This window comes from Enterobacter cloacae complex sp. IR5459 (assembly GCF_049238005.1).
Lineage (GTDB): Bacteria > Pseudomonadota > Gammaproteobacteria > Enterobacterales > Enterobacteriaceae > Enterobacter > Enterobacter hormaechei_C.
The window spans coordinates 408,775-430,970 of record NZ_JBMKIG010000003.1; the positions used below are offsets into that span (position 1 = coordinate 408,775).

Annotated in this window: 20 protein-coding genes; 6 read left to right on the forward strand and 14 right to left on the reverse strand. The window is 57.7% G+C overall.

Annotation, left to right across the window (positions count from 1 at the left end; genetic code table 11):
* Positions 1-24 precede the first annotated feature (24 nt).
* On the forward strand, positions 25-534 hold the full coding sequence (crr, locus tag ACOTX4_RS08385; protein ID WP_003861316.1) for a PTS glucose transporter subunit IIA: 510 nt from the start codon (positions 25-27) through the stop codon (positions 532-534).
* Positions 535-578: 44 nt separating this feature from the next.
* Here the strand turns inward: crr and pdxK are convergent, their stop codons facing one another.
* The 10 genes from pdxK to ACOTX4_RS08435 form a co-directional block, all read right to left on the reverse strand.
* Positions 579-1,415, reverse strand: a complete 837-nt coding sequence (gene pdxK, locus ACOTX4_RS08390) for a pyridoxine/pyridoxal/pyridoxamine kinase (RefSeq protein WP_003861313.1) — start codon at positions 1,413-1,415, stop codon at positions 579-581.
* A gap of 5 nt (positions 1,416-1,420) precedes the next feature.
* The gene (cysM, locus tag ACOTX4_RS08395; protein WP_003861311.1) at positions 1,421-2,332 is read right to left on the reverse strand and encodes a cysteine synthase CysM; all 912 of its coding nucleotides are present in this window, start codon (positions 2,330-2,332) and stop codon (positions 1,421-1,423) included.
* 67 nt (positions 2,333-2,399) lie between these two features.
* Entirely contained in the window at positions 2,400-3,494 is a 1,095-nt protein-coding gene (gene cysA, locus ACOTX4_RS08400) for a sulfate/thiosulfate ABC transporter ATP-binding protein CysA (RefSeq protein ID WP_032659702.1), read from the reverse strand.
* Positions 3,484-4,359, reverse strand: coding sequence for a sulfate/thiosulfate ABC transporter permease CysW (cysW, locus tag ACOTX4_RS08405; RefSeq protein ID WP_023325019.1), 876 nt, complete (start codon positions 4,357-4,359; stop codon positions 3,484-3,486). The genes cysA and cysW overlap by 11 nt, the downstream gene beginning before the upstream one ends.
* Positions 4,359-5,192, reverse strand: a complete 834-nt coding sequence (gene cysT / locus ACOTX4_RS08410) for a sulfate/thiosulfate ABC transporter permease CysT (RefSeq protein WP_045330438.1) — start codon at positions 5,190-5,192, stop codon at positions 4,359-4,361. Before cysT ends, cysW begins: the two co-directional genes overlap by 1 nt.
* The gene (locus ACOTX4_RS08415) at positions 5,192-6,205 is read right to left on the reverse strand and encodes a sulfate ABC transporter substrate-binding protein (RefSeq protein WP_032609792.1); all 1,014 of its coding nucleotides are present in this window, start codon (positions 6,203-6,205) and stop codon (positions 5,192-5,194) included. Before ACOTX4_RS08415 ends, cysT begins: the two co-directional genes overlap by 1 nt.
* 175 nt (positions 6,206-6,380) lie before the next feature.
* A complete protein-coding gene (locus ACOTX4_RS08420; RefSeq protein ID WP_003861297.1) occupies positions 6,381-7,280 on the reverse strand; it encodes a Dyp-type peroxidase in 900 nt (299 codons plus the stop codon).
* A 92-nt stretch (positions 7,281-7,372) separates the two neighbouring features.
* Entirely contained in the window at positions 7,373-7,948 is a 576-nt protein-coding gene (locus ACOTX4_RS08425; protein WP_045330439.1) for an RpoE-regulated lipoprotein, read from the reverse strand.
* A 63-nt stretch (positions 7,949-8,011) separates the two neighbouring features.
* On the reverse strand, positions 8,012-8,461 hold the full coding sequence (locus ACOTX4_RS08430; RefSeq protein ID WP_003861294.1) for a DUF2919 domain-containing protein: 450 nt from the start codon (positions 8,459-8,461) through the stop codon (positions 8,012-8,014).
* The gene (locus ACOTX4_RS08435; protein WP_003861292.1) at positions 8,448-8,873 is read right to left on the reverse strand and encodes a GNAT family acetyltransferase; all 426 of its coding nucleotides are present in this window, start codon (positions 8,871-8,873) and stop codon (positions 8,448-8,450) included. The genes ACOTX4_RS08430 and ACOTX4_RS08435 overlap by 14 nt, the downstream gene beginning before the upstream one ends.
* 212 nt (positions 8,874-9,085) lie before the next feature.
* Here ACOTX4_RS08435 and amiA point away from each other — a divergent pair, with 212 nt between their 5' ends.
* Both amiA and hemF read left to right on the forward strand, forming a co-directional pair.
* Entirely contained in the window at positions 9,086-9,961 is an 876-nt protein-coding gene (gene amiA / locus ACOTX4_RS08440; protein ID WP_023325022.1) for an N-acetylmuramoyl-L-alanine amidase AmiA, read from the forward strand.
* Positions 9,961-10,860 carry an oxygen-dependent coproporphyrinogen oxidase gene (gene hemF / locus ACOTX4_RS08445; protein WP_045330440.1) on the forward strand — a complete coding sequence of 300 codons (900 nt, stop codon included), beginning with the start codon at positions 9,961-9,963 and terminating at the stop codon, positions 10,858-10,860. The genes amiA and hemF overlap by 1 nt, the downstream gene beginning before the upstream one ends.
* Positions 10,861-10,970: 110 nt before the next feature.
* On the opposite strand, the gene maeB is transcribed toward hemF, so the two are convergent.
* Positions 10,971-13,250, reverse strand: coding sequence for an NADP-dependent oxaloacetate-decarboxylating malate dehydrogenase (gene maeB, locus ACOTX4_RS08450; RefSeq protein WP_045330441.1), 2,280 nt, complete (start codon positions 13,248-13,250; stop codon positions 10,971-10,973).
* Between the two features lie 286 nt (positions 13,251-13,536).
* Here maeB and tal point away from each other — a divergent pair, with 286 nt between their 5' ends.
* Positions 13,537-14,487 (forward strand): transaldolase, encoded by a 951-nt coding sequence (gene tal, locus ACOTX4_RS08455; protein WP_045330442.1) that lies wholly within the window; start codon positions 13,537-13,539, stop codon positions 14,485-14,487.
* A gap of 19 nt (positions 14,488-14,506) precedes the next feature.
* Complete coding sequence (gene tkt / locus ACOTX4_RS08460) at positions 14,507-16,495, forward strand: transketolase (protein ID WP_045330443.1); 1,989 nt, start codon at positions 14,507-14,509, stop codon at positions 16,493-16,495.
* Positions 16,496-16,554: 59 nt separating this feature from the next.
* Here the strand turns inward: tkt and ACOTX4_RS08465 are convergent, their stop codons facing one another.
* The 3 genes from ACOTX4_RS08465 to aegA form a co-directional block, all read right to left on the reverse strand.
* Positions 16,555-17,598: a DUF1176 domain-containing protein gene (locus tag ACOTX4_RS08465; protein ID WP_047653871.1), complete on the reverse strand. Its 1,044-nt coding sequence runs from the start codon at positions 17,596-17,598 to the stop codon at positions 16,555-16,557.
* A 106-nt stretch (positions 17,599-17,704) separates the two neighbouring features.
* Positions 17,705-18,298: a GDP-mannose pyrophosphatase NudK gene (gene nudK, locus ACOTX4_RS08470; protein WP_003863554.1), complete on the reverse strand. Its 594-nt coding sequence runs from the start codon at positions 18,296-18,298 to the stop codon at positions 17,705-17,707.
* A gap of 67 nt (positions 18,299-18,365) precedes the next feature.
* Positions 18,366-20,342 (reverse strand): formate-dependent uric acid utilization protein AegA, encoded by a 1,977-nt coding sequence (aegA, locus tag ACOTX4_RS08475; protein WP_072051093.1) that lies wholly within the window; start codon positions 20,340-20,342, stop codon positions 18,366-18,368.
* 152 nt (positions 20,343-20,494) lie between these two features.
* Here aegA and narQ point away from each other — a divergent pair, with 152 nt between their 5' ends.
* Positions 20,495-22,189, forward strand: a complete 1,695-nt coding sequence (narQ, locus tag ACOTX4_RS08480) for a nitrate/nitrite two-component system sensor histidine kinase NarQ (RefSeq protein WP_063937749.1) — start codon at positions 20,495-20,497, stop codon at positions 22,187-22,189.
* Positions 22,190-22,196: the final 7 nt, after the last annotated feature.

Consider the following 22,196-nt stretch of genomic DNA (forward strand, 5'->3'; position numbering starts at 1 on the left):
CAATTTACTGCTTAGGAGAAGATCATGGGTTTGTTCGATAAACTGAAATCTCTGGTTTCTGATGACAAGAAAGACTCCGGAACTATTGAGATTGTTGCTCCGCTCTCCGGCGAGATCGTCAACATCGAAGACGTGCCGGATGTAGTGTTTGCTGAGAAAATCGTTGGTGATGGCATTGCTATCAAACCAACTGGCAACAAAATGGTTGCTCCAGTTGACGGCACCATCGGTAAAATTTTTGAAACCAACCATGCGTTCTCTATCGAATCCGATAGCGGTATCGAACTGTTCGTTCACTTCGGTATCGACACCGTTGAACTGAAAGGCGAAGGCTTCAAACGTATCGCGGAAGAAGGCCAGCGTGTTAAAGTTGGCGACCCGGTAATTGAATTCGATCTGCCACTGCTGGAAGAAAAAGCGAAGTCTACCCTGACTCCGGTTGTTATCTCCAACATGGACGAAATCAAAGAACTGATCAAACTGTCTGGCAGCGTTACCGTGGGTGAAACCCCGGTTATCCGCATCAAGAAGTAATTCTTGCCGCACGGTAAAATGGCGCCTTCGGGCGCCATTTTTGTTTATGCAGGCAGGATAAGCTCGTCATAGCCTTTCGACTGCGTATAGATCATCACGTCAGTCACCCTGTCGCCCGCCATGCGAATGGCGTCGGCCACGGTTTTACCCCCGACGATACCGCTCACCAGCTCCGAACAGAACAGATCCCCCGTCCCTTTCAGGTCCGTCTCAACGCGCGGGTGTGCGCTTACGGTAACGCCCTCCTCGCTTACCAGCACGACGTGGATATTTTGCGGATCGTCAGCCACTGGCGCACTAGTGATAGCCACCCATTTCAGCGAGTTGGACAGCAGCCCCTGCGCGGCGGCAATGGCGCTCTCCGGCGTACGGCACGGTTTGCCGCTCAGCACTTCCAGTTCATACACGTTGGGCGTAATGCCCTGGGCCAGCGGGAGCAGATGTTCACGGTAGGCTTCAGGAATATCCGGCTTCACGTACATCCCGCTGTCGATATCCCCGATTACCGGGTCAACCAGCACCAGCAGATCGGGATGTTGCACTTTGATCGCCTTCAGCCACTGCGCCAGCAGCACGATCTGGCTGGCACTGCCCATATACCCGGTTGTCACCGCTTTTAACTCGCGTAAAATCTCACGCTCTTCCAGCGCCTTCAGGTAGCCGCTGAACCACTCGTCCGGGATCACCCCGCCGTAGAAGGTGTCGTAGTGTGGCGTATTGCTGAACAGCACCGTCGGCACGGCGGTAACGTTCAGCCGGTGGGTGCGAATATTCGGCACCGCGATGCTGTTTCCCACGCTGCCGTACACCACCTGCGACTGTACGGCGACAATATCGGTTTGCTGCGCCCGGGTGTTATCCCGGAATAAAATCATCTCCATGACGCTTAAATCCCCGCCCCCTGCGAATAACTCTCTTCACCAAAGACGCCGGTAGACAGGTAACGGTCGCCGCGATCGCAAATAATCGCTACGACCACCGCTCCCGGCGTGGACTCAGCCACCCGAATCGCGCCCGCTACGGCACCGCCAGAGCTGACGCCGCAGAAGATGCCTTCACGTACGGCCAGCTCACGCATGGTATTTTCCGCCTCGCGCTGATGAATATCCAGCACCTGGTCCACAAGCTGCGCATTAAAGATGCCCGGCATATACTCCGCCGGCCAGCGGCGGATGCCCGGAATACTGCTCCCCTCTTCCGGTTGCAGGCCGACAATCGTCACTGGCTTATCCTGTTCACGCAGAAAGCGTGACACACCGGTGATCGTGCCCGTGGTCCCCATGCTGGAGACAAAGTGGGTGATGCGCCCGGCGGTTTGCTGCCAGATTTCCGGGCCGGTGGTGGTGTAGTGCGCGTACGGGTTGTCCGGGTTATTAAACTGGTCGAGCAGCTTGCCTTCCCCGCGCTCCGCCATCGCTAACGCTAAATCTCGCGCCCCTTCCATCCCCTGCTCTTTGCTCACCAGAATCAGCTCGGCTCCATAGGCGCGCATGGCGGCACGGCGCTCCTGGCTCATGTTATCCGGCATCAGCAGCTTCATACGATAGCCTTTCAGGGCGGCTATCATCGCCAGTGCGATACCGGTGTTACCACTGGTGGCTTCGATCAGCACATCGCCGGGCTTTATCTCGCCGCGCTTTTCGGCCTGAACAATCATCGACAGCGCCGCCCGGTCTTTCACCGACCCCGCCGGGTTATTGCCTTCAAGTTTGACCCAGATTTCGCTGCCGTTGTCACACCCCATGCGCTGAAGTTTGACCAGAGGGGTGTTGCCGATGGTGTGTTCGAGTGTATTCACGATTTTTACTCAATAAAAAGCCCGGTAAGCATCACGCCACCGGGCGAAAAACATACTCAATAACCTATCAGGCTGACTCCGCCAGAGCAATATCCTCGCGCGTCTCGATGCGCTCGTTGCCGTGATAAATGCGCGCGTGTTGCAGCCCCACAAACAGGCGTTCCCCCCGGTGCGGCGGCTCGTCGTCACGCATAACCACGGTCAGCGGCTCGGTGTACCAGCCCAGGGGCTGTACCACTAATTGGGTGTAGTGACCTTTAGGGCTAGCTTCCAGCACCTGCACCGGAAGCGGTGAATCCAGGCTGGTACGGCGGCTGACGTCCACTTCCCACGGACGCAGGAATAGATCCACCGGCCCCTGATGCGCGGAGGTATACCCCAGCGGCCAGCGGTGCGCGCCAACGTGGAACTGACCGCCGCGAATGGTGCCCTGAAGGCGGTTTACTTCTCCCATAAACTCCAGCACAAAGCGGGTCGCCGGTTCACGCCAGAGCTGCTCTGGCTCGTCAACCTGCTCAATGTTGCCCTGACTCATTACCACCACGCGGTCGGCCACTTCCATCGCCTCTTCCTGATCGTGGGTCACGAAAACGCTGGTGAACTGGAGTTCCTCATGCAGCTGACGCAGCCAACGGCGCAGCTCTTTACGCACCTGCGCATCCAGCGCGCCAAACGGTTCGTCCAGTAGCAGGATTTGCGGTTCAACGGCTAACGCACGCGCCAGCGCCACGCGCTGCTTCTGCCCGCCGGAAAGCTGAGCCGGGAAGCGGTCCGCCAGATGTGCAAGCTGCACCATCTCCAGCAGTTTGGTCACTTTCGCTTTGATGGCGGCGGCATCTGGACGTTCACGACGCGGCAGCACGGTCAGGCCAAACGCAATGTTGTCGAATACCGTCATGTGGCGGAACAGCGCGTAATGCTGGAATACAAAGCCCACTTTACGGTCGCGGGCATGCAGGCGGCTCACGTCCGTACCGTGGAAGCGGATATGTCCGCTGGTCTGGTGCTCAAGCCCGGCGATAATACGCAGCAGCGTGGTTTTACCGGAGCCAGACGGCCCCAGCAGCGCCACCATTTGTCCGGAAGGGATATCCAGCGAGATATCATTCAGCACCTGGGTGCGACCAAAAGACTTCTTAATATTGGCAATCTCAATGCTCATGATTTCCCTCCTGATGCTGACGTTTTTCCTGATTCTCTAAACGCCACTGCACCACACTCTTCAAAAACAGGGTCAAAATGGCCATCAGCGTCAGCAACGCTGCGGCAGTAAAGGAACCGACAGTGTTGTAGTCCTGTTCCAGTAATTCAATCTGTAACGGCAGCGACAGGGTTTCGCCGCGAATCGAGCCGGATACTACCGACACCGCGCCAAACTCACCGATCGCACGGGCGTTGGTCAGCACCACGCCGTAAAGCAGTGCCCAGCGGATATTCGGCAGCGTGACGCGGCGGAACATCTGCCAGCCGGAAGCGCCGAGCAGCACCGCGGCTTCATCTTCATGGCTGCCCTGGCTGAGCATCACTGGCACCAGCTCGCGCACCACGAACGGACAGGTGACAAAGACGGTCACCAGCACCATCCCCGGCCAGGCGAACATGATTTGCAGGTCGTGTTCATCCAGCCAGCCGCCCAGCGGGCCATTGGAGCCGTAGAAGAGCAGATAAACCAGACCCGCCACCACAGGAGACACCGCAAACGGGATATCCAGCAGGGTCAGCAGCAGCTGACGCCCCGGGAAGTTAAAGCGCGTTACCAGCCAGGCCAGCAATACGCCAAACAAAAGATTCACCGGGACAGTGATCAGGGCAATCATCACCGTCAGCCAGATGGCGTGGAGCATGTCCGGATCGGCCAGATTTTGCAGCGCGGGCATAATCCCTTTGCTGAAGGCCTGTACGAAGATGTACACCATCGGCACGACGAGAATGAATGCGGAGACCAGCACGCCGGTACCAATCAGAAACCATTTGCCCCAGTTGATGCGGGGCGCGTCATAGCGCTTCAATTGCGTAACTTCCGCCATCAGTGACCTACCACACGTCGACCAAAGCGACTTTGCAGAGTGTTAATCGAAAACAGTAGCAGCAGCGACGCGGCAAGGATCACCGAGGCAATCGCGCTCGCGGCCGGATAATCAAACTCCTGCAAACGGACAAAAATCATCAGCGAGGTCACTTCGGTTTTCCACGCGATGTTCCCGGCGATAAAAATGACCGCGCCAAATTCACCGAGGCTGCGGGTAAAGGAGAGCGCCACCCCCGCCAGCAAGGCCGGAGAAAGTTCCGGCAGAACAACCTTACGGAAACTCTGCCAGCGCGTGGCGCCCAGGGTTTCCGCGGCCTCTTCGTATTCGGGTCCTAACTCTTCCAGCACCGGCTGCACGGTACGCACCACAAACGGGATGCTGGTAAAGGCCATCGCCACCGCGATACCGAGCCAGGTATAGGTCACTTTGATATCAAACTTCGCCAGCCACTCACCGTAAAAGCCGTTCACGGAAAACAGCGACGCCAGCGTCAAACCGGCCACTGCCGTCGGCAGGGCAAAGGGCAGATCCATCAACGCGTCGAGCAGCGTGCGGCCCGGGAAGCGATAGCGGGTTAAGATCCACGCCATCAGCAGGCCAAACACGCCGTTAAAAATCGAGGCCACGAACGCAGACAGCAGCGTGACCTTATAGGCCGCCACCACCTGAGGATTGGTGACCACTTCCCAGTACTGGGACCAGCTCATCTCAGAGAGCTGCATCACCAGAGCGCTGAGCGGTAACAATAAAATCAGACAGACGAACAGCAGGCTGGTCCCGAGGCTTAAGGTAAAACCCGGCAGCACACGTCTTGTTGATCCTGCAAACATTACTTACGCCCCGCCGCCAGCAATTTGTCTAACTCACCGCCGCTGGCAAAATGCGTTTTCATCACCTCAGGCCAGGCGCCGAAATGATCTTCCACGCGGAACAGCTCGGTCTGCGGGAATTTGTCTTTCAGCTTGCTCATCACGTCCGGGTTGTTGACACGGTAGTAGTAGTCGGTGATAACGGTCTGCGCCTGCGGGCTGTACAGATAGTTCAGGTAGGCTTTCGCCGCCTTTTCTGTGCCGTTAGCCTTAACGTTTTTATCCACCCACGCCACCGGGAACTCGGCCAGAATGTTGGTTTTCGGGATAACCACTTCGAAGCCCTGCGCTTCGTACTGTTTACGAATATTGTTCACCTCGGATTCAAAGCTGATCAGAACGTCGCCCAGCCCGCGTTCGGCGAAGGTAGTGGTTGCGCCACGACCGCCGGTATCAAACACCTCGACGTTTTTCAGGAACTGGGTCATAAACTGTTCGGTTTTCGCTTTATCGTTACCGTCAGCTTTGTCCGCCGCGCCCCACGCCGCCAGATAGGTATAACGCGCGTTGCCGGAAGTTTTCGGATTCGGGAAAATCAGCTTGACGTCTGAACGCACCAGGTCGTTCCAGTCGTGGATGTTCTTCGGGTTGCCCTTGCGCACCAGGAAGCCCATGGTGGAGTAAAATGGCGAACTGTTGTTCGGCAGGCGGCTTTGCCAGTTCGCCGGGATCAGTTTGCCTTTGTCGTGCAGGATCTGCACGTCCGTGACCTGGTTGTAGGTCACCACGTCCGCTTTCAGCCCCTGCAAAATGGCCAGCGCCTGCTTGGATGAGCCAGCGTGCGACTGTTTGATGGTCAGCTTGTCGCCGTTGTTCTCTTTCGCCCACTGCTGTTCAAATGCGGGATTAAGGGCGGCAAACAGCTCGCGCGAAACATCATAAGAACTGTTCAGCAACTCGGTTGCCTGCGCCTGCGCCACCAGCAGTAAACCTGCCAGTGCCAGCGATCCTTTTTTCAGTACAGTAACGGCCATTGCGCACCCTTATAAATGTGATGACTATCTTATAGTCATAATATTTATAACGGAGTCTAAAGGAGTAACGGTTTTATATACCGTTTAGTGATTTAGAAGCAGAAAAGGGAATAAGAGTGCGAGAGAAATTGCCGGGTGGCGCTAACGCTTACCCGGCCTACGAATGGAGAGCGATTTACAGCGCCAGCAGGCGCTCAACGGACGGCGCAAAGTAGTAGCCGCCAGTCACCGGACGGGTGAAGCGCAGCATGGCGTCACGCTTTCCGTCGGTATCGCCAAACATGCTCAGCAGCTGCTGTTCGATGTTGTAGAGCCGCGCGCAGTAAGCGCAGAAGTACAGGCCGTGCGTACCGCTCGCGGTGCCGTACGGCAGGCTCTGGCGAACAATCTTCAGCCCCTTACCGTCTTCTTTAAGGTCAACGCGGGACAGGTGGGACGTGACCGGACGCGCATCGCCGTCAATCTCTTCATTGGCGTCTTTGGTGCGGCCAATCATCATCTCCTGGTCATGCACGCTCATGCGGTTGAGCTGCCTGAGGTTATGCTCCCAGCGCTGGACGAACACGTAGCTGCCGCCCGCGTCCACGCCATCCTTGATTACAGCCACCTCGCGACGCGTCTCTTCCCCGGCCGGGTTTTCGGTGCCGTCGACGAAGCCGCTCAAATCGCGCTCTTCCACCCAGCGGAAACCGTGGATCTCTTCCTGCACGTCGATGCTGTCACCAAAGGCCTCAATCGCTGCCTGAGCGATGGAGAAGTTCACGTCATGGCGCAGGGAGAGGATATGGATCAGGACGTCATACTGGGTGGCGGGCGCAAGACCTTTGCCATAAGGAATAAAATCTTTCAGCTCTTCTGCGCCTTCGCCGCCGCTCAGCTGACGCCAGACGGTATTGCCAAAGGCAACCACCGCGCCCAGATGGGCTTCGGGGAATTTGGCCTGGAAGGTGGCCAGTTTATCAACGAAAACTTTGCTGGCCGCGCGCAGGGCATCCACATCCCCTTTGACGTTGGCTTCAATCCAAATCGCCGCGCGGCAATGTTCTGGCAAAATGCCACTCTGAACCTGAGACATCGCTCCTCCTGAAAAAAAGATGCCACGACTGCGTGGCATTGATGGCGGCTATTATACCTGGATTTCAGCGAGGCGGCTTGCTCAGGCGCAAATTACTGCTTCCAGATAATTTTGCTCACTTTCCACTTTTTCAGGGTGTCGTCAGACGGCATTAACCCTTCCGGACCGTTCCAGGTGCCGCTGAATACATAGCTAATGTGCTGGCTGCCGTCGGCCTTACACTCGACCGCCACGCTCTCCTCCGACGGCACACTGGCGCAGTGGCCAAACGCTTTCTGGTAGAGCTCGCCAAACGGCGTACCTATCTTCACGCCACCTGAGGTCGGGATCTCTTCATCCATCACCGCAATGCGGTTGACCGTACCTTTATCGCCGTTGATGACCATTGCCACCTTGTCATCTTTCAACGCTTCGAAATAGCGCACGATGTTGCCGTTCTCGGTTTTCATGCCGCTGCGCAGGCGATAATCACTGCCGATGGCATCCTGAATGGCATCCTGATCCAGCGCCGTCGAGGCGGTAATTTTGCCCACGCCCTGCTCGGTCACTTCCGTTGAGGATCCAAACCAGTTCCACGGATAGGCCGCAGACCAGTTGATGGATGAGAGCGTGGAACAGCCGGTTAACGCCAGCGGGAGAGCGCATAAAAGTAAACGCAGCGATTTCATTGAGACGTCCTTACGTAGTAAATCAACGCTTGTTGGAGTGCAGTATCGGCAAAAAGTGCCGTTTTAATCTGACTCTTGCGTAAAACAGGCGCGTAAACGGGGATTCGTGACCAGCCACAGCAGCGCGACAATATCCGCCACCACCAGCGCAATCCCGATACCCGAAAGCGGCTCGCCGTACAGCCAGAGCACGGGCTGCCAGACCAGGAGCACAACCTGCGCCAGAATCAATAGCCAGCGAAGTGCGCGCCAGAAGCGCGGGAGGAACTGCCGCCGTCCGCTGCACAGGAACGCCAGCACCGCCGGTACACCGGGCAGTAACCCCAGCCAGAACGCATCGTGATCGGGATAAAAGAGATTCAGTAGCGTATCGCCCTGCCCGCGCGACGCGCCAGCCATCACGAACAGCACCCAGGTGCGGGCCTGCAACAGCAGAACGCACCAGAACAAAAAAGGCAGACGCAGACGACCGTGAACATCATAGTCGCCAGGGTGGAACTCAGTACTCTTCATCTTCGATCAGGCGCTTACCCAGCGTCAGTACATCCGCATGCTCGTAGCCCAGGCGTTCATACATGCCCAGCACCACGTCGTTATCTTCCCGCACCATGATCTGGATTTTCGGACAGCCGCGGGCGATCAGCTTCTTTTCCAGACGGTTAAGCAGCGCGTTGGCGATGCCGCGCGCGCGGTATTCCGGGTGCACGCCCAGATAGTAGGCCGAGCCGCGGTGGCCGTCGTACCCGCCCATCACCGTCCCGACTACTTCGCCGTTGACCTCAGCGACCAGAAACAGACTGACGTCGTGATTCACCTTCCGTTCGATGTCCATCTCCGGATCGTTCCACGGACGCAGCAGATCGCAGCGCTCCCAAAGGGTGATCACCTCTTCGAAATCTTCCTGGCGAAAAACGCGTATCTCCATGGTATTAACCGCCTTTTCGGGTTTAAAAACAGTGATTATGGCGTGAACAGGGCATTTAGCCAATAACCGGGGAAAAACTCGCCAAAATTTGGCATAATGTCACTTTGTCACGTATTGAAATGAAAAGTAAAACAATTCTCAATAAGGAATGTCGTCACGCAAAACGCGATACGATATAACACCAGGACCCCAATTTTTACAATTCAGGCCGCATGAGCACATTCAAACCATTAAAAGCACTCACATCGCGTCGTCAGGTTCTCAAAGCGGGGCTGGCGGCCTTAACGTTAACGGGCATCGCAAAGCAGGCTCAGGCAAAAGACGAGAGCACGCTTAAAACCAGTAACGGACACAGCAAACCGAAAACCAAAAAAGCCGGCGCAAAGCGTCTGGTCATGCTCGATCCAGGCCACGGCGGGATCGACACCGGCGCCATTGGCCGAAACGGTTCGAAAGAAAAACACGTCGTGCTGGCAATTGCAAAAAATGTGCGCGCAATTTTACGCAGCAACGGTATTGACGCCCGCCTGACGCGCACGGGCGACACGTTTATCCCGCTGTACGATCGCGTGGAGATTGCCCACAAGCATGGCGCAGACCTGTTTATGTCCATTCACGCGGATGGCTTCACAAACCCTTCCGCCGCAGGCGCCTCGGTGTTCGCTCTCTCCAACCGTGGCGCCAGTAGCGCCATGGCGAAATACCTCTCCGATCGTGAAAACCGGGCGGATGAAGTGGCCGGGAAAAAAGCTACCGACAAAGACCATCTGTTACAGCAGGTTCTGTTTGATCTCGTGCAGACCGATACCATCAAAAACAGCCTGACGCTCGGCTCGCATATCCTTAAACGGATTAAGCCCGTGCACCGTCTGCACAGCAAAAGCACCGAGCAGGCCGCGTTTGTGGTGCTGAAGTCCCCGTCCATACCGTCCGTGCTGGTGGAAACCTCGTTCATTACCAACCCGGAAGAAGAGCGTTTACTCGGCACCACGGCGTTTCGTCAGAAGATCGCGAACGCCATTGCCTCCGGGGTCATCAGTTATTTCAACTGGTTCGATAATCAAAAAGCGCACTCCAGGAAACGTTGATGAAACCGAATGCACAGCTGGTCAAAACTTTCCTGATGCAGCTACAGGACGCGATTTGCCAGAAACTGGCCGCCGCAGACGGCGGTGAATTCCAGGAAGACACCTGGCAGCGCGAAGCGGGCGGCGGCGGGCGCAGCCGCGTGCTGCGTAACGGCGGTATTTTTGAACAGGCCGGGGTCAACTTCTCCCACGTCCACGGTGATGCAATGCCAGCGTCCGCCACGGCGCATCGGCCTGAACTGGCGGGCCGCAGCTTCGAGGCGATGGGCGTCTCGCTGGTGGTGCATCCGCATAACCCGTTTGTGCCAACCAGCCACGCCAACGTGCGCTTTTTCATCGCGGAAAAACCGGGGGCCGATCCGGTCTGGTGGTTTGGCGGCGGTTTCGACTTAACGCCTTACTATGGCTTCGAAGAGGATGCCGTGCACTGGCACACCACCGCGCGCGACCTCTGCCTGCCGTTTGGCGAAGACGTTTACCCGAAATACAAAAAGTGGTGCGATGACTATTTCTATCTGAAGCACCGCGACGAGCAGCGCGGCATCGGCGGGCTGTTCTTTGACGATCTCAACACCCCGGATTTTGATACCGCGTTCAGCTTTATGCGCGCGGTGGGTGAAGGCTTTACCAACGCCTATCTGCCGATTGTCGAACGCCGCAAAGACACCGACTACGGCGTGCGCGAGCGTGAGTTCCAGCTTTACCGCCGCGGGCGCTACGTGGAGTTTAACCTGGTATGGGATCGCGGGACGCTGTTTGGCCTGCAAACCGGTGGGCGCACGGAGTCCATTCTGATGTCGATGCCGCCGCTGGTGCGCTGGGAATACAGCTACGCGCCAAAAGAAGGCAGCCCGGAGGCTGCCTTGAGTGAGTTTATTCGGGTTCGGGACTGGGTGTAACCCTTACCCCTCACCCCGGCCCTCTCCCCAAAGGGGCGAGGGTGAAAAGACGGCTCGGAGCTGTCCCCTCTCCCCTCAGGGGAGAGGGTTAGGGTGAGGGGTGGGGTTAATTACAGCGGCTGCGTCTGTGCCTCAACCACCGCCAGCGCCACCATGTTGACGATACGACGCACGGAGGCAATCGGCGTTAACACATGCACCGGTTTTGACACCCCCATCAGCACTGGCCCTACGGTCACCCCTTCAGAACTCGACACACGCAGCAGGTTATAGCTGATACGCGCCGCTTCTACGTTCGGCATAATCAGCACGTTCGCCGAGCCTTTCAGCGGGCTGTCCGGCATACGTTCATTACGGATGCTCTCCACCAGCGCGGCGTCGCCGTGCATCTCGCCGTCGATCATCAGCTCCGGCGCACGCTCGCGCACCAGGTCCAGCGTCTGGCGCATTTTGCACGCCGCCGCGGATTTGGATGACCCGAAGTTAGAGTGCGACAGCAGCGCCACTTTCGGCTCGATACCAAAGCGGCGCACGGTTTCCGCCGCCATCACGGTGATTTCCGCCAGTTCCTCCGGGGAAGGATCGTCGTTGACGTAGGTATCGGCGATAAAGGTGTTACCGCTTGGCAGCAGCAGCGCGTTCATTGCGCCGGCAGTATGGACGCCCTCGCGATAGCCGAAGATCTCCTGCACCACGCTGAAATGCTCATGGTACTCGCCGATGGTGCCGCAGATCAGCGCATCCGCCTCACCGCGATGAACCATGATCGCGCCGATCACCGTGGTATTGCTGATCACCGCCCGCTGCGCCTGCTCCTGGGTGATCCCGCGACGCTTCATGATCGAATAGTATTCGTTCCAGTACTCTTTGAAGCGCGGATCGGATTCGTTATTGACGATCTCAAAGTCGACGCCCGGCTTAATTTGCAGACCCAGCTTCTGAATACGCATCTCGATCACGCTCGGACGACCAATCAGGATCGGTTTCGCCAGCCCTAAGGTGATCAGCTCCTGCGTGGCATGCAGCACGCGCGCCTCTTCCCCTTCCGCCAGCACCACGCGCTTCGCGTCAGCGCGCGCCTGGGAGAAGATCGGCTTCATAAACAGGTTGGTTTTGTAAACGAACTCGGTGAGTTTATCGACGTAGGCATCGAAATCTTCAATCGGCCGCGTCGCCACGCCGGAGTCCATCGCCGCTTTAGCCACCGCTGGCGCGATCTTCACGATCAGACGCGGGTCAAATGGTTTAGGGATAATGTAGTCGGGGCCGAAGCTCAGATCCTGATCGCCGTAGGCGGAGGCCACCACTTCGCTCTGCTCGGCGTGCGCCAGCTCTGCGATAGCATGAACGGCGGCGAGCTTCATCTCTTCGTTGATTGCCGTAGCGCCGACGTCCAGCGCACCGCGGAAGATGAACGGGAAGCAGAGCACGTTGTTCACCTGGTTCGGGTAGTCCGAACGTCCGGTACAGATGATCGCGTCTTCACGCACCGCCTTCGCCAGCGGCGGCAGAATTTCCGGCTCCGGGTTCGCCAGGGCCAGGATCATTGGCGCGCGCGCCATCTTCTGCACCATCTCCTGGGTCAGTACTTTCGGGCCTGAACAGCCGAGGAAAATGTCGGCACCTTCAATGACGTCTTCTAGCGTGCGCTTGCCGTCGTCTTCCACCGCATAGGCCGCCTTGGTTTCCGCCATGTTTGGCTCGCGGTCTTTGTAGATCACGCCCTTGGAGTCGCAGACCACAATATTGTGCTTCTGCATGCCCAGCGCCACCAGCAGGTTCATACAGGCGATGGCCGCGGCGCCTGCGCCGGAGACCACCATGCGCACGTCGGAGAGATTTTTCTCTACCACGCGCAGGCCGTTCAGAATGGCGGCGGTACTGATAATCGCCGTGCCGTGCTGGTCGTCATGGAACACGGGAATGTTCATACGCTCGCGCAGCTTCTGCTCGATATAGAAACATTCCGGCGCTTTGATGTCTTCCAGGTTGATGCCGCCGAAGGTCGGCTCCAGCGCCGCCACCACGTTGATGAATTTATCCGGGTCCAGTTCGTCCACTTCGATATCGAAGACGTCGATACCGGCAAATTTCTTAAACAGAACGCCCTTCCCTTCCATCACCGGCTTACCGGCCAGCGCACCGATGTTCCCTAACCCCAGCACCGCCGTACCGTTAGAGATAACGGCCACCAGGTTGCCGCGCGCGGTGTATTTGTACGCTGCCAGCGGATCTTTTTCGATTTCCAGGCACGGAGCAGCCACGCCCGGCGAGTAGGCCAGCGCCAGATCGCGCTGGGTCGCCAGCGGTTTGGTCGGGGATACCTGGATTTTACCCGGAACAGGATACTCGTGAAAATCGAGAGCGCTTTGTTTTAACTGATCATCCATCTTGTTATTCCTTTCACGTTTCGGTCAAAAAGGGTGATGTCGACGTTCCTATGCACACCCTGGTGTGCCGCATAGTATCGCCGCAGGCAGGCTCCTAAACTTTGAAGGCTGCCAAACTCTCACCATTGCAGAATAAAAATTGTTATCAATTTATAACAGCCATGTTACCCGTCTCAGAAAGCAATGCCTCCCCCGTCTGCTATGCTTTTTTGTTAAGTCCATCATGATTTTCTCAGAAGTGTGAACTAACGCACTCGACTAACTCTTTTATTTCCAAGGAGTAATTATGAACCAGCTAGACGGCATCAAACAATTTACCACCGTGGTTGCAGACAGCGGCGACATCGAGTCGATTCGTCACTACCAGCCGGAAGACGCGACCACCAATCCCTCTCTGCTGCTCAAGGCGGCCGGTCTTGCGCACTTTAGTCATCTGATTGATGACGCCCTTGCCTATGGCAAACAGCGCGGGAAAACGCAGGAGCAGCAGGTCGCCGAGGCCAGCGACAAGCTGGCGGTCAATATCGGTGCGGAAATTCTTAAAAGCATACCGGGACGCGTCTCCACCGAAGTGGACGCCCGCCTCTCGTTTGACCAGGAAAAGAGCATCAACAAGGCTCGCCGCCTGGTGGAACTCTACCAGGAGCAGGGGATCGATAAATCACGCATCCTGATCAAGCTTGCCTCTACCTGGGAAGGCATCCGCGCGGCGGAAGTGCTGGAGAAAGAGGGGATCCACTGCAACCTGACGCTGCTGTTTTCCTTCGCCCAGGCGCGTGCCTGCGCCGAAGCGGGCGTGTACCTGATTTCACCGTTTGTCGGACGTATCTACGACTGGTATCAGGCGAAACAGCCAATGGATCCGTACGTGGTGGAAGAAGATCCTGGCGTAAAATCGGTGCGTAATATCTACGATTATTACAAGCAGCACCGCTACGAAACCATCGTGATGGGGGCCAGCTTCCGCCGCACCGAGCAGATCCTGGCGCTCGCGGGCTGTGACCGTCTGACCATCTCTCCTGACCTGCTGAAAAAGCTTCAGGAGAGTGAAGAGACGGTGATCCGCAAGCTGGTACCGACCTCTACCGTTCTGCCCAAACCGAAACCCATGACCGAAGCGGAATTCCGCTGGGAGCACAATCAGGATCCAATGGCCGTGGAAAAACTAGCGGATGGCATCCGCCAGTTCGCCGTCGACCAGCGCAAACTCGAAGATCTTCTCGCCGCCAAACTTTAACCTTGCCACGGAGTGAACTATGTCCCGTAAAGAGCTCGCCAACGCCATTCGCGCCCTCAGCATGGATGCCGTACAAAAAGCCAATTCCGGCCACCCTGGCGCCCCCATGGGTATGGCTGATATTGCCGAAGTGCTGTGGAACGACTTCCTCAAGCACAACCCGACCGATCCGACCTGGTACGATCGCGACCGTTTTATTCTCTCCAACGGTCACGCATCGATGCTGCTCTACAGCCTGCTGCACCTCTCCGGCTACGATCTGCCGCTTGAGGAGTTAAAAAACTTCCGCCAGCTGCACTCCAAAACGCCGGGCCACCCGGAGATCGGCTATACGCCGGGTGTTGAAACCACTACCGGCCCGCTGGGCCAGGGGCTGGCGAATGCCGTCGGCCTGGCGATTGCAGAGCGTACGCTGGCCGCGCAGTTCAACCAGCCCGACCACGAGATTGTCGATCACTACACCTATGTCTTTATGGGTGATGGCTGCCTGATGGAGGGGATCTCCCACGAGGTCTGCTCGCTGGCGGGCACCCTGGGCCTGGGCAAGCTGATTGGCTTCTACGATCACAACGGTATCTCCATTGACGGGGAAACCGAGGGCTGGTTTACCGACGACACGGCGAAACGCTTTGAAGCCTATCACTGGCACGTGGTGCACGAGATCGACGGTCACGATCCTGAGGCGGTGAAAAAAGCGATTCAGGAAGCGCAGAGCGTGAAGGACAAACCGTCCCTGATCATCTGCCGCACCACCATCGGCTTCGGCTCGCCGAACAAAGCGGGCAAAGAAGAGGCGCACGGCGCGGCGCTGGGTGAAGAGGAAGTGGCGCTGACCCGCCAGAAACTGGGCTGGAAACACCCGGCCTTTGAGATCCCAAAAGAGATCTACAAGGCCTGGGATGCTCGCGAAACAGGTGAAAAAGCGCAGCAGGCCTGGAACGAGAAGTTTGCCGCTTACAAAAAAGCGTATCCGGAGCTGGCGGCTGAGTTTACCCGCCGCATGAGCGGCGGCCTGCCGGAAGACTGGGAAGAGAAAACCCAGGCGATGATTGAAAACCTGCAATCCAACCCGGCGAAAATTGCCACCCGTAAGGCATCACAAAACACCCTGAACGCAATTGGCCCAATCCTGCCCGAACTGCTGGGCGGATCGGCGGATCTGGCGCCAAGTAACCTTACCATCTGGTCCGGCTCTAAATCCCTGAAGGAGGACATTGCCGGGAACTACATCCACTACGGCGTGCGCGAGTTCGGGATGACCGCCATTGCCAACGGCATCGCCCACCATGGCGGCTTCGTGCCGTACACCGCTACCTTCCTGATGTTTGTCGAATATGCCCGTAACGCGGCGCGTATGGCGGCTCTGATGAAGGCGCGGCAAATCATGGTGTACACCCACGACTCCATCGGACTGGGTGAAGATGGGCCGACGCACCAGGCGGTAGAGCAGCTGGCGAGCCTGCGCCTGACGCCAAACTTCAGTACCTGGCGTCCGTGCGATCAGGTTGAAGCGGCAGTGGGCTGGAAGCTGGCCGTAGAGCGTCATAACGGACCCACGGCGCTGATCCTGTCGCGCCAGAACCTGGCGCAGATCGAGCGCACGCCGGAGCAGGTGAAAAATATCGCCCGCGGCGGGTACATCCTGAAAGACAGCGGCGGCAAGCCAGACGTGATCCTGATTGCCACCGGTTCAGAGGTGGAAATCACGGTAAAAGCGGCGGAGAAACTGACCGCCGAGGGTCACGCGGTGCGCGTGGTTTCCCTGCCTTCAACGGATATCTTTGATGCCCAGGATGAGGCGTACCGCGAATCGGTGCTGCCTTCAAACGTCGCGGCGCGCGTGGCGGTTGAAGCTGGCATTGCCGACTACTGGTACAAATATGTGGGTCTGAAAGGGGCGATTGTCGGCATGAAGGGTTACGGTGAATCCGCCCCGGCCGATAAGCTGTTTCCGTACTTCGGCTTTACCGTTGAGAACGTAGTGGAGAAGGCGCTGAGCGTGCTGTAGTGCGATCTGCGTTGCCGGGTGGCGGCTGCGCCTGACCCGGCCTACAAATCGGCAAAACCCTACCTTGTGATCCACAGCGTGGGCCAGGCATCTGGCCCATTCCAGTTATCACAGCTTGGCTCTTCCGCGTAGCGTACCAGACGGAAGCGCTGGCCGTTAAAACGCCAGCGGGTCTGGATCCCACAGTCGCCAATCCCGCGTCCCAGCGCCAGCGTGGTCAGCTCGCGCGTTTTTTCATCGAAGCTGGCATTCATCAGCTCCATGTCGCTACTCTGGCTGGAAGGGGTAAACGGCAGACGCAATCTCACGCTCCTGGCCGCAAACGGTTTTTTACGCGACACCAGCCACGCCAGGTCGACGGTGTTGTACGCCCCCGCCTCACAGCTGATGATCATCAGCGCTTTGTCATCGGTCAGCGCGGTCACGCGCACCTCACGCCGGTTCGGATCGAGAGAGCACTGGCTGTGGTTCATGCGCCAGTTACCGTAATCCAGCAGATCGTTCAATTCGTTATGCGTCAGCGGCGTTGGCGTGGGGTTCACCACCGCCACCTTTTTTAATGCCGGCGCAGGCGGCACGCTCAGCGGTGGACTATCCCCTTTTTTAATCCATGCCGTTTCACTTCCGACGCGTTTTTGCTGGGCATCGATAAACAGCAGCGCCGCTTTCAGCCCGGCCAGAGAGATTGTCTGCTTCCCCCCGCGCAGAGTCAGCGCCTGACCTTCCTGAATGGTTTTCAGAAACGTGGTGATGGTGCCCGTATCGTCTGTTTTAAGATGCCAGGGGGTTAACTGCCAGTGTTGCGACGTGAGTTTAAGCGGCACATTGTCGAGCAGCAGGCGCGGGGCGATGTCAGGCTCTTTCACCGGAGGCGCCGAAAGCCCACCGAGATCAATGCGCAGGCTGGCGTCCGTTTTTGCCCCCGCACTGCGGCTCAGCGACATGACCAGACCGCGATGCTCGCCAGTGTTGCGCGCTACGCAGAAGTTCTGGTTATTGCAGGTCACCTGCCAGTCTGAAAAAGACTGCTGCGCAGGCGCAGCCCACACCCGAGGCGCGGGAAGCACGCAAATGAAGAAGAGAAGAAAAACGCAGTAGCGCATGAACGGCACAGCCCCGCAAACGAATAGGTCAATCTGGGGCGTATCTTCGTGCCCTGGGCGGGCTGGCTCAATCGGATTTATCGGATAGATTTATCTGAAATACAACTTATCGCGCTTCCGCCGCGGCATTCATCAGCCCGCTGGTTTGCAGATATTGCAACAGGATCACCGCTTTACCGTCGCGGATCTCGCCGCGTTTCACCATGTCGACAGCCTTAGCGAAAGGCATTTCCAGCACTTCAATGTCTTCGTCGTCCACGCCACCGCCCCGGTGCGTGCGCTGGGCATCGGTATATTCCGCAATGAAGAAGTGGATCAGCTCGGTGACCCCGCCAGGGGACATAAACAGCTCAAAGACTTTCTGCACCGTCCCCACCTCAAAACCCGTCTCTTCAATGGCTTCTTTGCGGATACACACTTCCGGCTCATCGTCGTCCAGCAGACCTGCACAGGTTTCAATCAGACGTCCGTCCGCGTTGCCATTGACCCATGTCGCGATGCGAAACTGGCGGATCAGCACTACGCTTTGCTTTTCACGGTTATACAGCAGAATGGTTGCACCATTGCCCCGGTCGTAGACTTCGCGTTTATGGCGAATGACGTCCCCGTTCTTACGGGTGAGATCGTAAGTGATGTTACGCAGGACAAAGTAATTTTCAGAAAGGATTTTGTCTTTAATAACGCTAATGTTCAGAGACATACGGGCTCCACGGCAAAATGAGTCTGTTTATACTACGCTGTGAAGCCCGCTTTGTCGCCCGTCTGCGTTAATGCATGTTGCGCGGCGGCACGCCAAGCCAGTCCATGATCCCCAGCGCGGCATGGCGCCCTTCCGCCATCGCGGTGACCACCAGATCTGCACCGCGTACCGCATCACCGCCAGCAAAAATCTGCGGATTCGAGGTCTGGTAGCGATAACGGCTCTCCACGGAGGCCCTGATGCGCCCCCAGTCGTCGGTATCGACGCCCTGCGCCTGAAGCCACGGCATGGCGTGCGGATTAAACCCAAACGCCATGATCACCGCATCCGCTGGCATGACAAACTCACTGCCCGCCACCGGGACAGGACGACGCCGCCCCTGCGCATCCGGCTCGCCCAGACGGGTGCGCAGCATCCGGATACCGTTGACCTTCCCGTCGGTATCCAGCGTGAGCTCAACCGGCTGGACATTAAATTCAAAGGCCGCGCCCTCTTCTTTCGCGTTTTTAACCTCTTTCTTTGAGCCCGGCATGTTGGCCTCGTCCCGCCGATAGGCGCAGGTGACTTTCGCCGCGCCATGTCGCAGCGCGGTGCGTACGCAGTCCATCGCCGTATCGCCCCCGCCCAGCACCACCACGTTTAACCCCTGCGTGTCGATAAACGGCTCGTCTGCGGCAGGGTCAAGGCCCATCACGTTCCGCGTGTTCGCCACTAAAAACGGCAGCGCGTCGTACACGCCCGGCGCGTCTTCGTGAGGGATACCCGCTTTCATGGAACGATAGGTCCCTACGCCGATGAACAGGGCATCGTAGTCGTTTTGCAGTTGGGCCATCGATACGTCTTTTCCCACCTCGCAGTTCAGCTCGAAGCGGATGCCCATCGCGCTGAATATCTCTCTGCGCCGCGCTAACAGGGATTTATCCAGCTTGAAGGCCGGAATACCAAAGGTCAGCAATCCGCCGATTTCCGGATGGCGATCGTAGACCGTCACACCGACGCCGCTGCGCACCAGTACGTCGGCGCAGGCCAGCCCTGCCGGACCGGCACCGATGATGGCGACGCGCTTACCGACCGGTTTAACGTGGCTGACGTCCGGCGTCCAGCCCATCGCCAGCGCCCGATCCGAGATATACCGTTCGATATTCCCGATGGTTACCGCCCCTGACGCATCCCGCAGGGTGCAGGCGCCTTCACATAATCGATCCTGTGGACAGACGCGGCCGGTAATTTCCGGTAAACAGTTAGTCTGGTGAGAAAGCTCAGCCGCACCGATGATATCCCCCGCCCTGATCCGCTCAATCCACTGTGGAATATGGTTATGCAGCGGGCAGGTCCACTCGCAAATGCTGTGGTCGCCACATTTCAGGCACCGGGATGCTTCGCGCTGCGCCTGTTCCGGGCGAAACGGCAGGTAGATCTCGTTAAAATGACCTGCGCGCGCGTCGGGGCTGAGCTTTTCCGGCTCACCGCGCGCCGGGGTGTTTTGCATCTGTTGCCGTTTGGTTTGCGGAGGGACTGACTGAACCGCCTCGCTGTGCCACGGCAGCGCGTCCAGCCTTGCGCTGCGCTGTCGGCGCTGCTTAACCAGCTTATCCAGCACGGCTGGGGTGGCAAGCGTAAGCACCTCTGCCGGGCAGTTTTCAACGCAGGCCGGGCCTTGCGGCCTTTCCAGGCAGAGGTCGCATTTGTGCGCCGAGGCCTTTACGCTGTCGTTTTCCAGCGGGGCGATCAGCATGTCCATCGTGCCAAACGGACAGGCCACCACGCAGGCTTTACAGCCAATGCATTTTTGTTGATTGACCTGTACGCTGTCGCTGTGTTGCGTGATGGCTCCGTTCGGGCAGCTTTGCGCGCAGGGCGCGTTTTCACAGTGGTGGCAGGTCACGGGGCTTTTTCGCAAGCCTGAGGTAAGGACCGTAATGCGGGGATGAAAATGGCGCTCGCTCAGCGCGTGCTGCTCCCCGTTGTGCGCCATCACACAGGCAACTTCGCAGGTGCGACAACCGATACACTGTTGAGCGTTGGCCATAATAAAACGATTCATAACAACACCTGTTTTTGGTTCAATAACCTTATTCTTTCTATTGTTATCGTATTTACCCACAGCGGCATGGCGACGCAATGTTCAAATGCCCTGGAAGGCGAACTATTTCCAGTGAACCTGTGGCAGATCAATTTAATTCAGGAAGCCGATGAGTGACCGTTAAACGCCCCGTATCGGGAAGCCTGGCTCGGGCTTTCTTTTCGATGATTGTCTTGTCCGTTCTGATCAGCGCCATTGCGCTGGTTACGCTCGCCAGCAGCCAGCGCGACGCCGAGGCGATTAACATTGCCGGTTCGCTGCGTATGCAGAGCTACCGCCTGGGCTACGAGTTGCAGCGCGCCAGCCCGTCGCTGGCGGAGCACCGTGCGTTCTGGCAGAAAACGCTGAGCGCGCCTGCGTTGCAGAAGCTAAACCGCTGGTATGTGCCTGAGGACGTCAAACAGCGTTACCAGCAGTTGCACCTTGGCTGGCAGGAGATGGACACGCGTATCGCCAGCGGCGATACCGGGTGGTATCAGAGCCACATTGAGGATTTTGTGGGCCGGATAGATGCCTTTGTGCTGGCGCTACAGCACTACACCGAACATAAAATTCAGCTGGTGATTTTCATGTCGCTGACGGGCGGCCTGGGCATCCTGCTGCTGGCGGTGGTGACCCTGCGGCGCATCCGCCGTCAGGTTGTGCTGCCGCTGAATAATCTGGTGGCGGCGAGCGAACGTATCGAACAGGGGCAGTTCGATACCCCCGCACCGGATATTATGCTTCCCAACGAGCTGGGCCAGCTTTCCCGCGCCTTCAACCATATGTCGGCGGAATTACACACCCTGTACCGTTCCCTGGAGCACTCCGTTGCTGAAAAAACCCGCCACCTGAATGAAGCGCATCAGCAGCTCGAAATGCTGTTCAAATGCTCACAGGCGTTGAATACCGGGCAGATAGACAGCCACTGCTTCCGGCATATTTTGCAGATTGTGCATGACTATACGCAGATGAATTACCTGCAATTGCGCACCAGTGACGACTGGCAGCTTTACGAAGGACAGGAGACCCCAGGCGAGAAAATGCACAATTTACCGGTGTTAATGCAGGACACCCTGTACGGCGAACTGCGCTGGCAAAGCGCGACCGGGGATGTTCCGCTGCCGCTCATGGAAAGCGTGGCGACGATGCTGGGCCGGGGGCTCTATTTCAATCAGGCGCAGAAACATTATCAGCAGTTGCTGCTGATGGAAGAGCGCGCCACCATCGCGCGCGAGTTGCATGATTCGCTGGCGCAGGTGCTCTCCTATTTGCGTATTCAGCTTACGCTGCTGAAGCATGCCGTGCCGGGCGACAATGCCCCGGCGCAGGCCATCATTACGGACTTCTCCCGCGAGCTGAATAACGCCTGGCATCAGCTACGCGAGCTGCTCACCACCTTCCGCCTGACGCTCAATCACGCCAATCTTCCTGCCGCGCTACAGGAGTCTCTTGACGGGTTGCAAAGCCAGACCAGCGCGAAGTTGGTGCTCGACTGCCGTCTCTCATCGCTGGCGCTGGACGCGCAAAAACAGGTGCACCTCTTACAGATTGTGCGTGAGGCAGTGCTGAATGCGATTAAACATGCCGACGCGAGCGAGATTGTGGTCAGCTGCGTCACCACCGCGGACGGCACTCACACAGTCACGATCCGCGACAACGGTATTGGTATCGGCGACGCCAGTGAACCGCCGGGGCATTACGGGCTGAATATCATGCGCGAACGCGCGGGACGGCTCGGCGGGACATTACACTTTTCTCAGCCGCCACAGGGTGGGACACAGGTCAGCGTAACGTTCCGGACGCCTGCGGCGCAGGCTGAAAAATAGCGGGAAA

Coding starts and splice junctions, on each gene's coding strand:
- crr (WP_003861316.1), top strand. CDS start 25: ATGGGTTTGTTCGATAAACTGAAATCTCTGGTTTCTGATGACAAGAAA.
- pdxK (WP_003861313.1), bottom strand. CDS start 1,415: ATGGAGATGATTTTATTCCGGGATAACACCCGGGCGCAGCAAACCGAT.
- cysA (WP_032659702.1), bottom strand. CDS start 3,494: ATGAGCATTGAGATTGCCAATATTAAGAAGTCTTTTGGTCGCACCCAG.
- cysW (WP_023325019.1), bottom strand. CDS start 4,359: ATGGCGGAAGTTACGCAATTGAAGCGCTATGACGCGCCCCGCATCAAC.
- cysT (WP_045330438.1), bottom strand. CDS start 5,192: ATGTTTGCAGGATCAACAAGACGTGTGCTGCCGGGTTTTACCTTAAGC.
- ACOTX4_RS08415 (WP_032609792.1), bottom strand. CDS start 6,205: ATGGCCGTTACTGTACTGAAAAAAGGATCGCTGGCACTGGCAGGTTTA.
- ACOTX4_RS08420 (WP_003861297.1), bottom strand. CDS start 7,280: ATGTCTCAGGTTCAGAGTGGCATTTTGCCAGAACATTGCCGCGCGGCG.
- ACOTX4_RS08425 (WP_045330439.1), bottom strand. CDS start 7,948: ATGAAATCGCTGCGTTTACTTTTATGCGCTCTCCCGCTGGCGTTAACC.
- ACOTX4_RS08430 (WP_003861294.1), bottom strand. CDS start 8,461: ATGAAGAGTACTGAGTTCCACCCTGGCGACTATGATGTTCACGGTCGT.
- ACOTX4_RS08435 (WP_003861292.1), bottom strand. CDS start 8,873: ATGGAGATACGCGTTTTTCGCCAGGAAGATTTCGAAGAGGTGATCACC.
- amiA (WP_023325022.1), top strand. CDS start 9,086: ATGAGCACATTCAAACCATTAAAAGCACTCACATCGCGTCGTCAGGTT.
- hemF (WP_045330440.1), top strand. CDS start 9,961: ATGAAACCGAATGCACAGCTGGTCAAAACTTTCCTGATGCAGCTACAG.
- maeB (WP_045330441.1), bottom strand. CDS start 13,250: ATGGATGATCAGTTAAAACAAAGCGCTCTCGATTTTCACGAGTATCCT.
- tal (WP_045330442.1), top strand. CDS start 13,537: ATGAACCAGCTAGACGGCATCAAACAATTTACCACCGTGGTTGCAGAC.
- tkt (WP_045330443.1), top strand. CDS start 14,507: ATGTCCCGTAAAGAGCTCGCCAACGCCATTCGCGCCCTCAGCATGGAT.
- ACOTX4_RS08465 (WP_047653871.1), bottom strand. CDS start 17,598: ATGCGCTACTGCGTTTTTCTTCTCTTCTTCATTTGCGTGCTTCCCGCG.
- nudK (WP_003863554.1), bottom strand. CDS start 18,298: ATGTCTCTGAACATTAGCGTTATTAAAGACAAAATCCTTTCTGAAAAT.
- aegA (WP_072051093.1), bottom strand. CDS start 20,342: ATGAATCGTTTTATTATGGCCAACGCTCAACAGTGTATCGGTTGTCGC.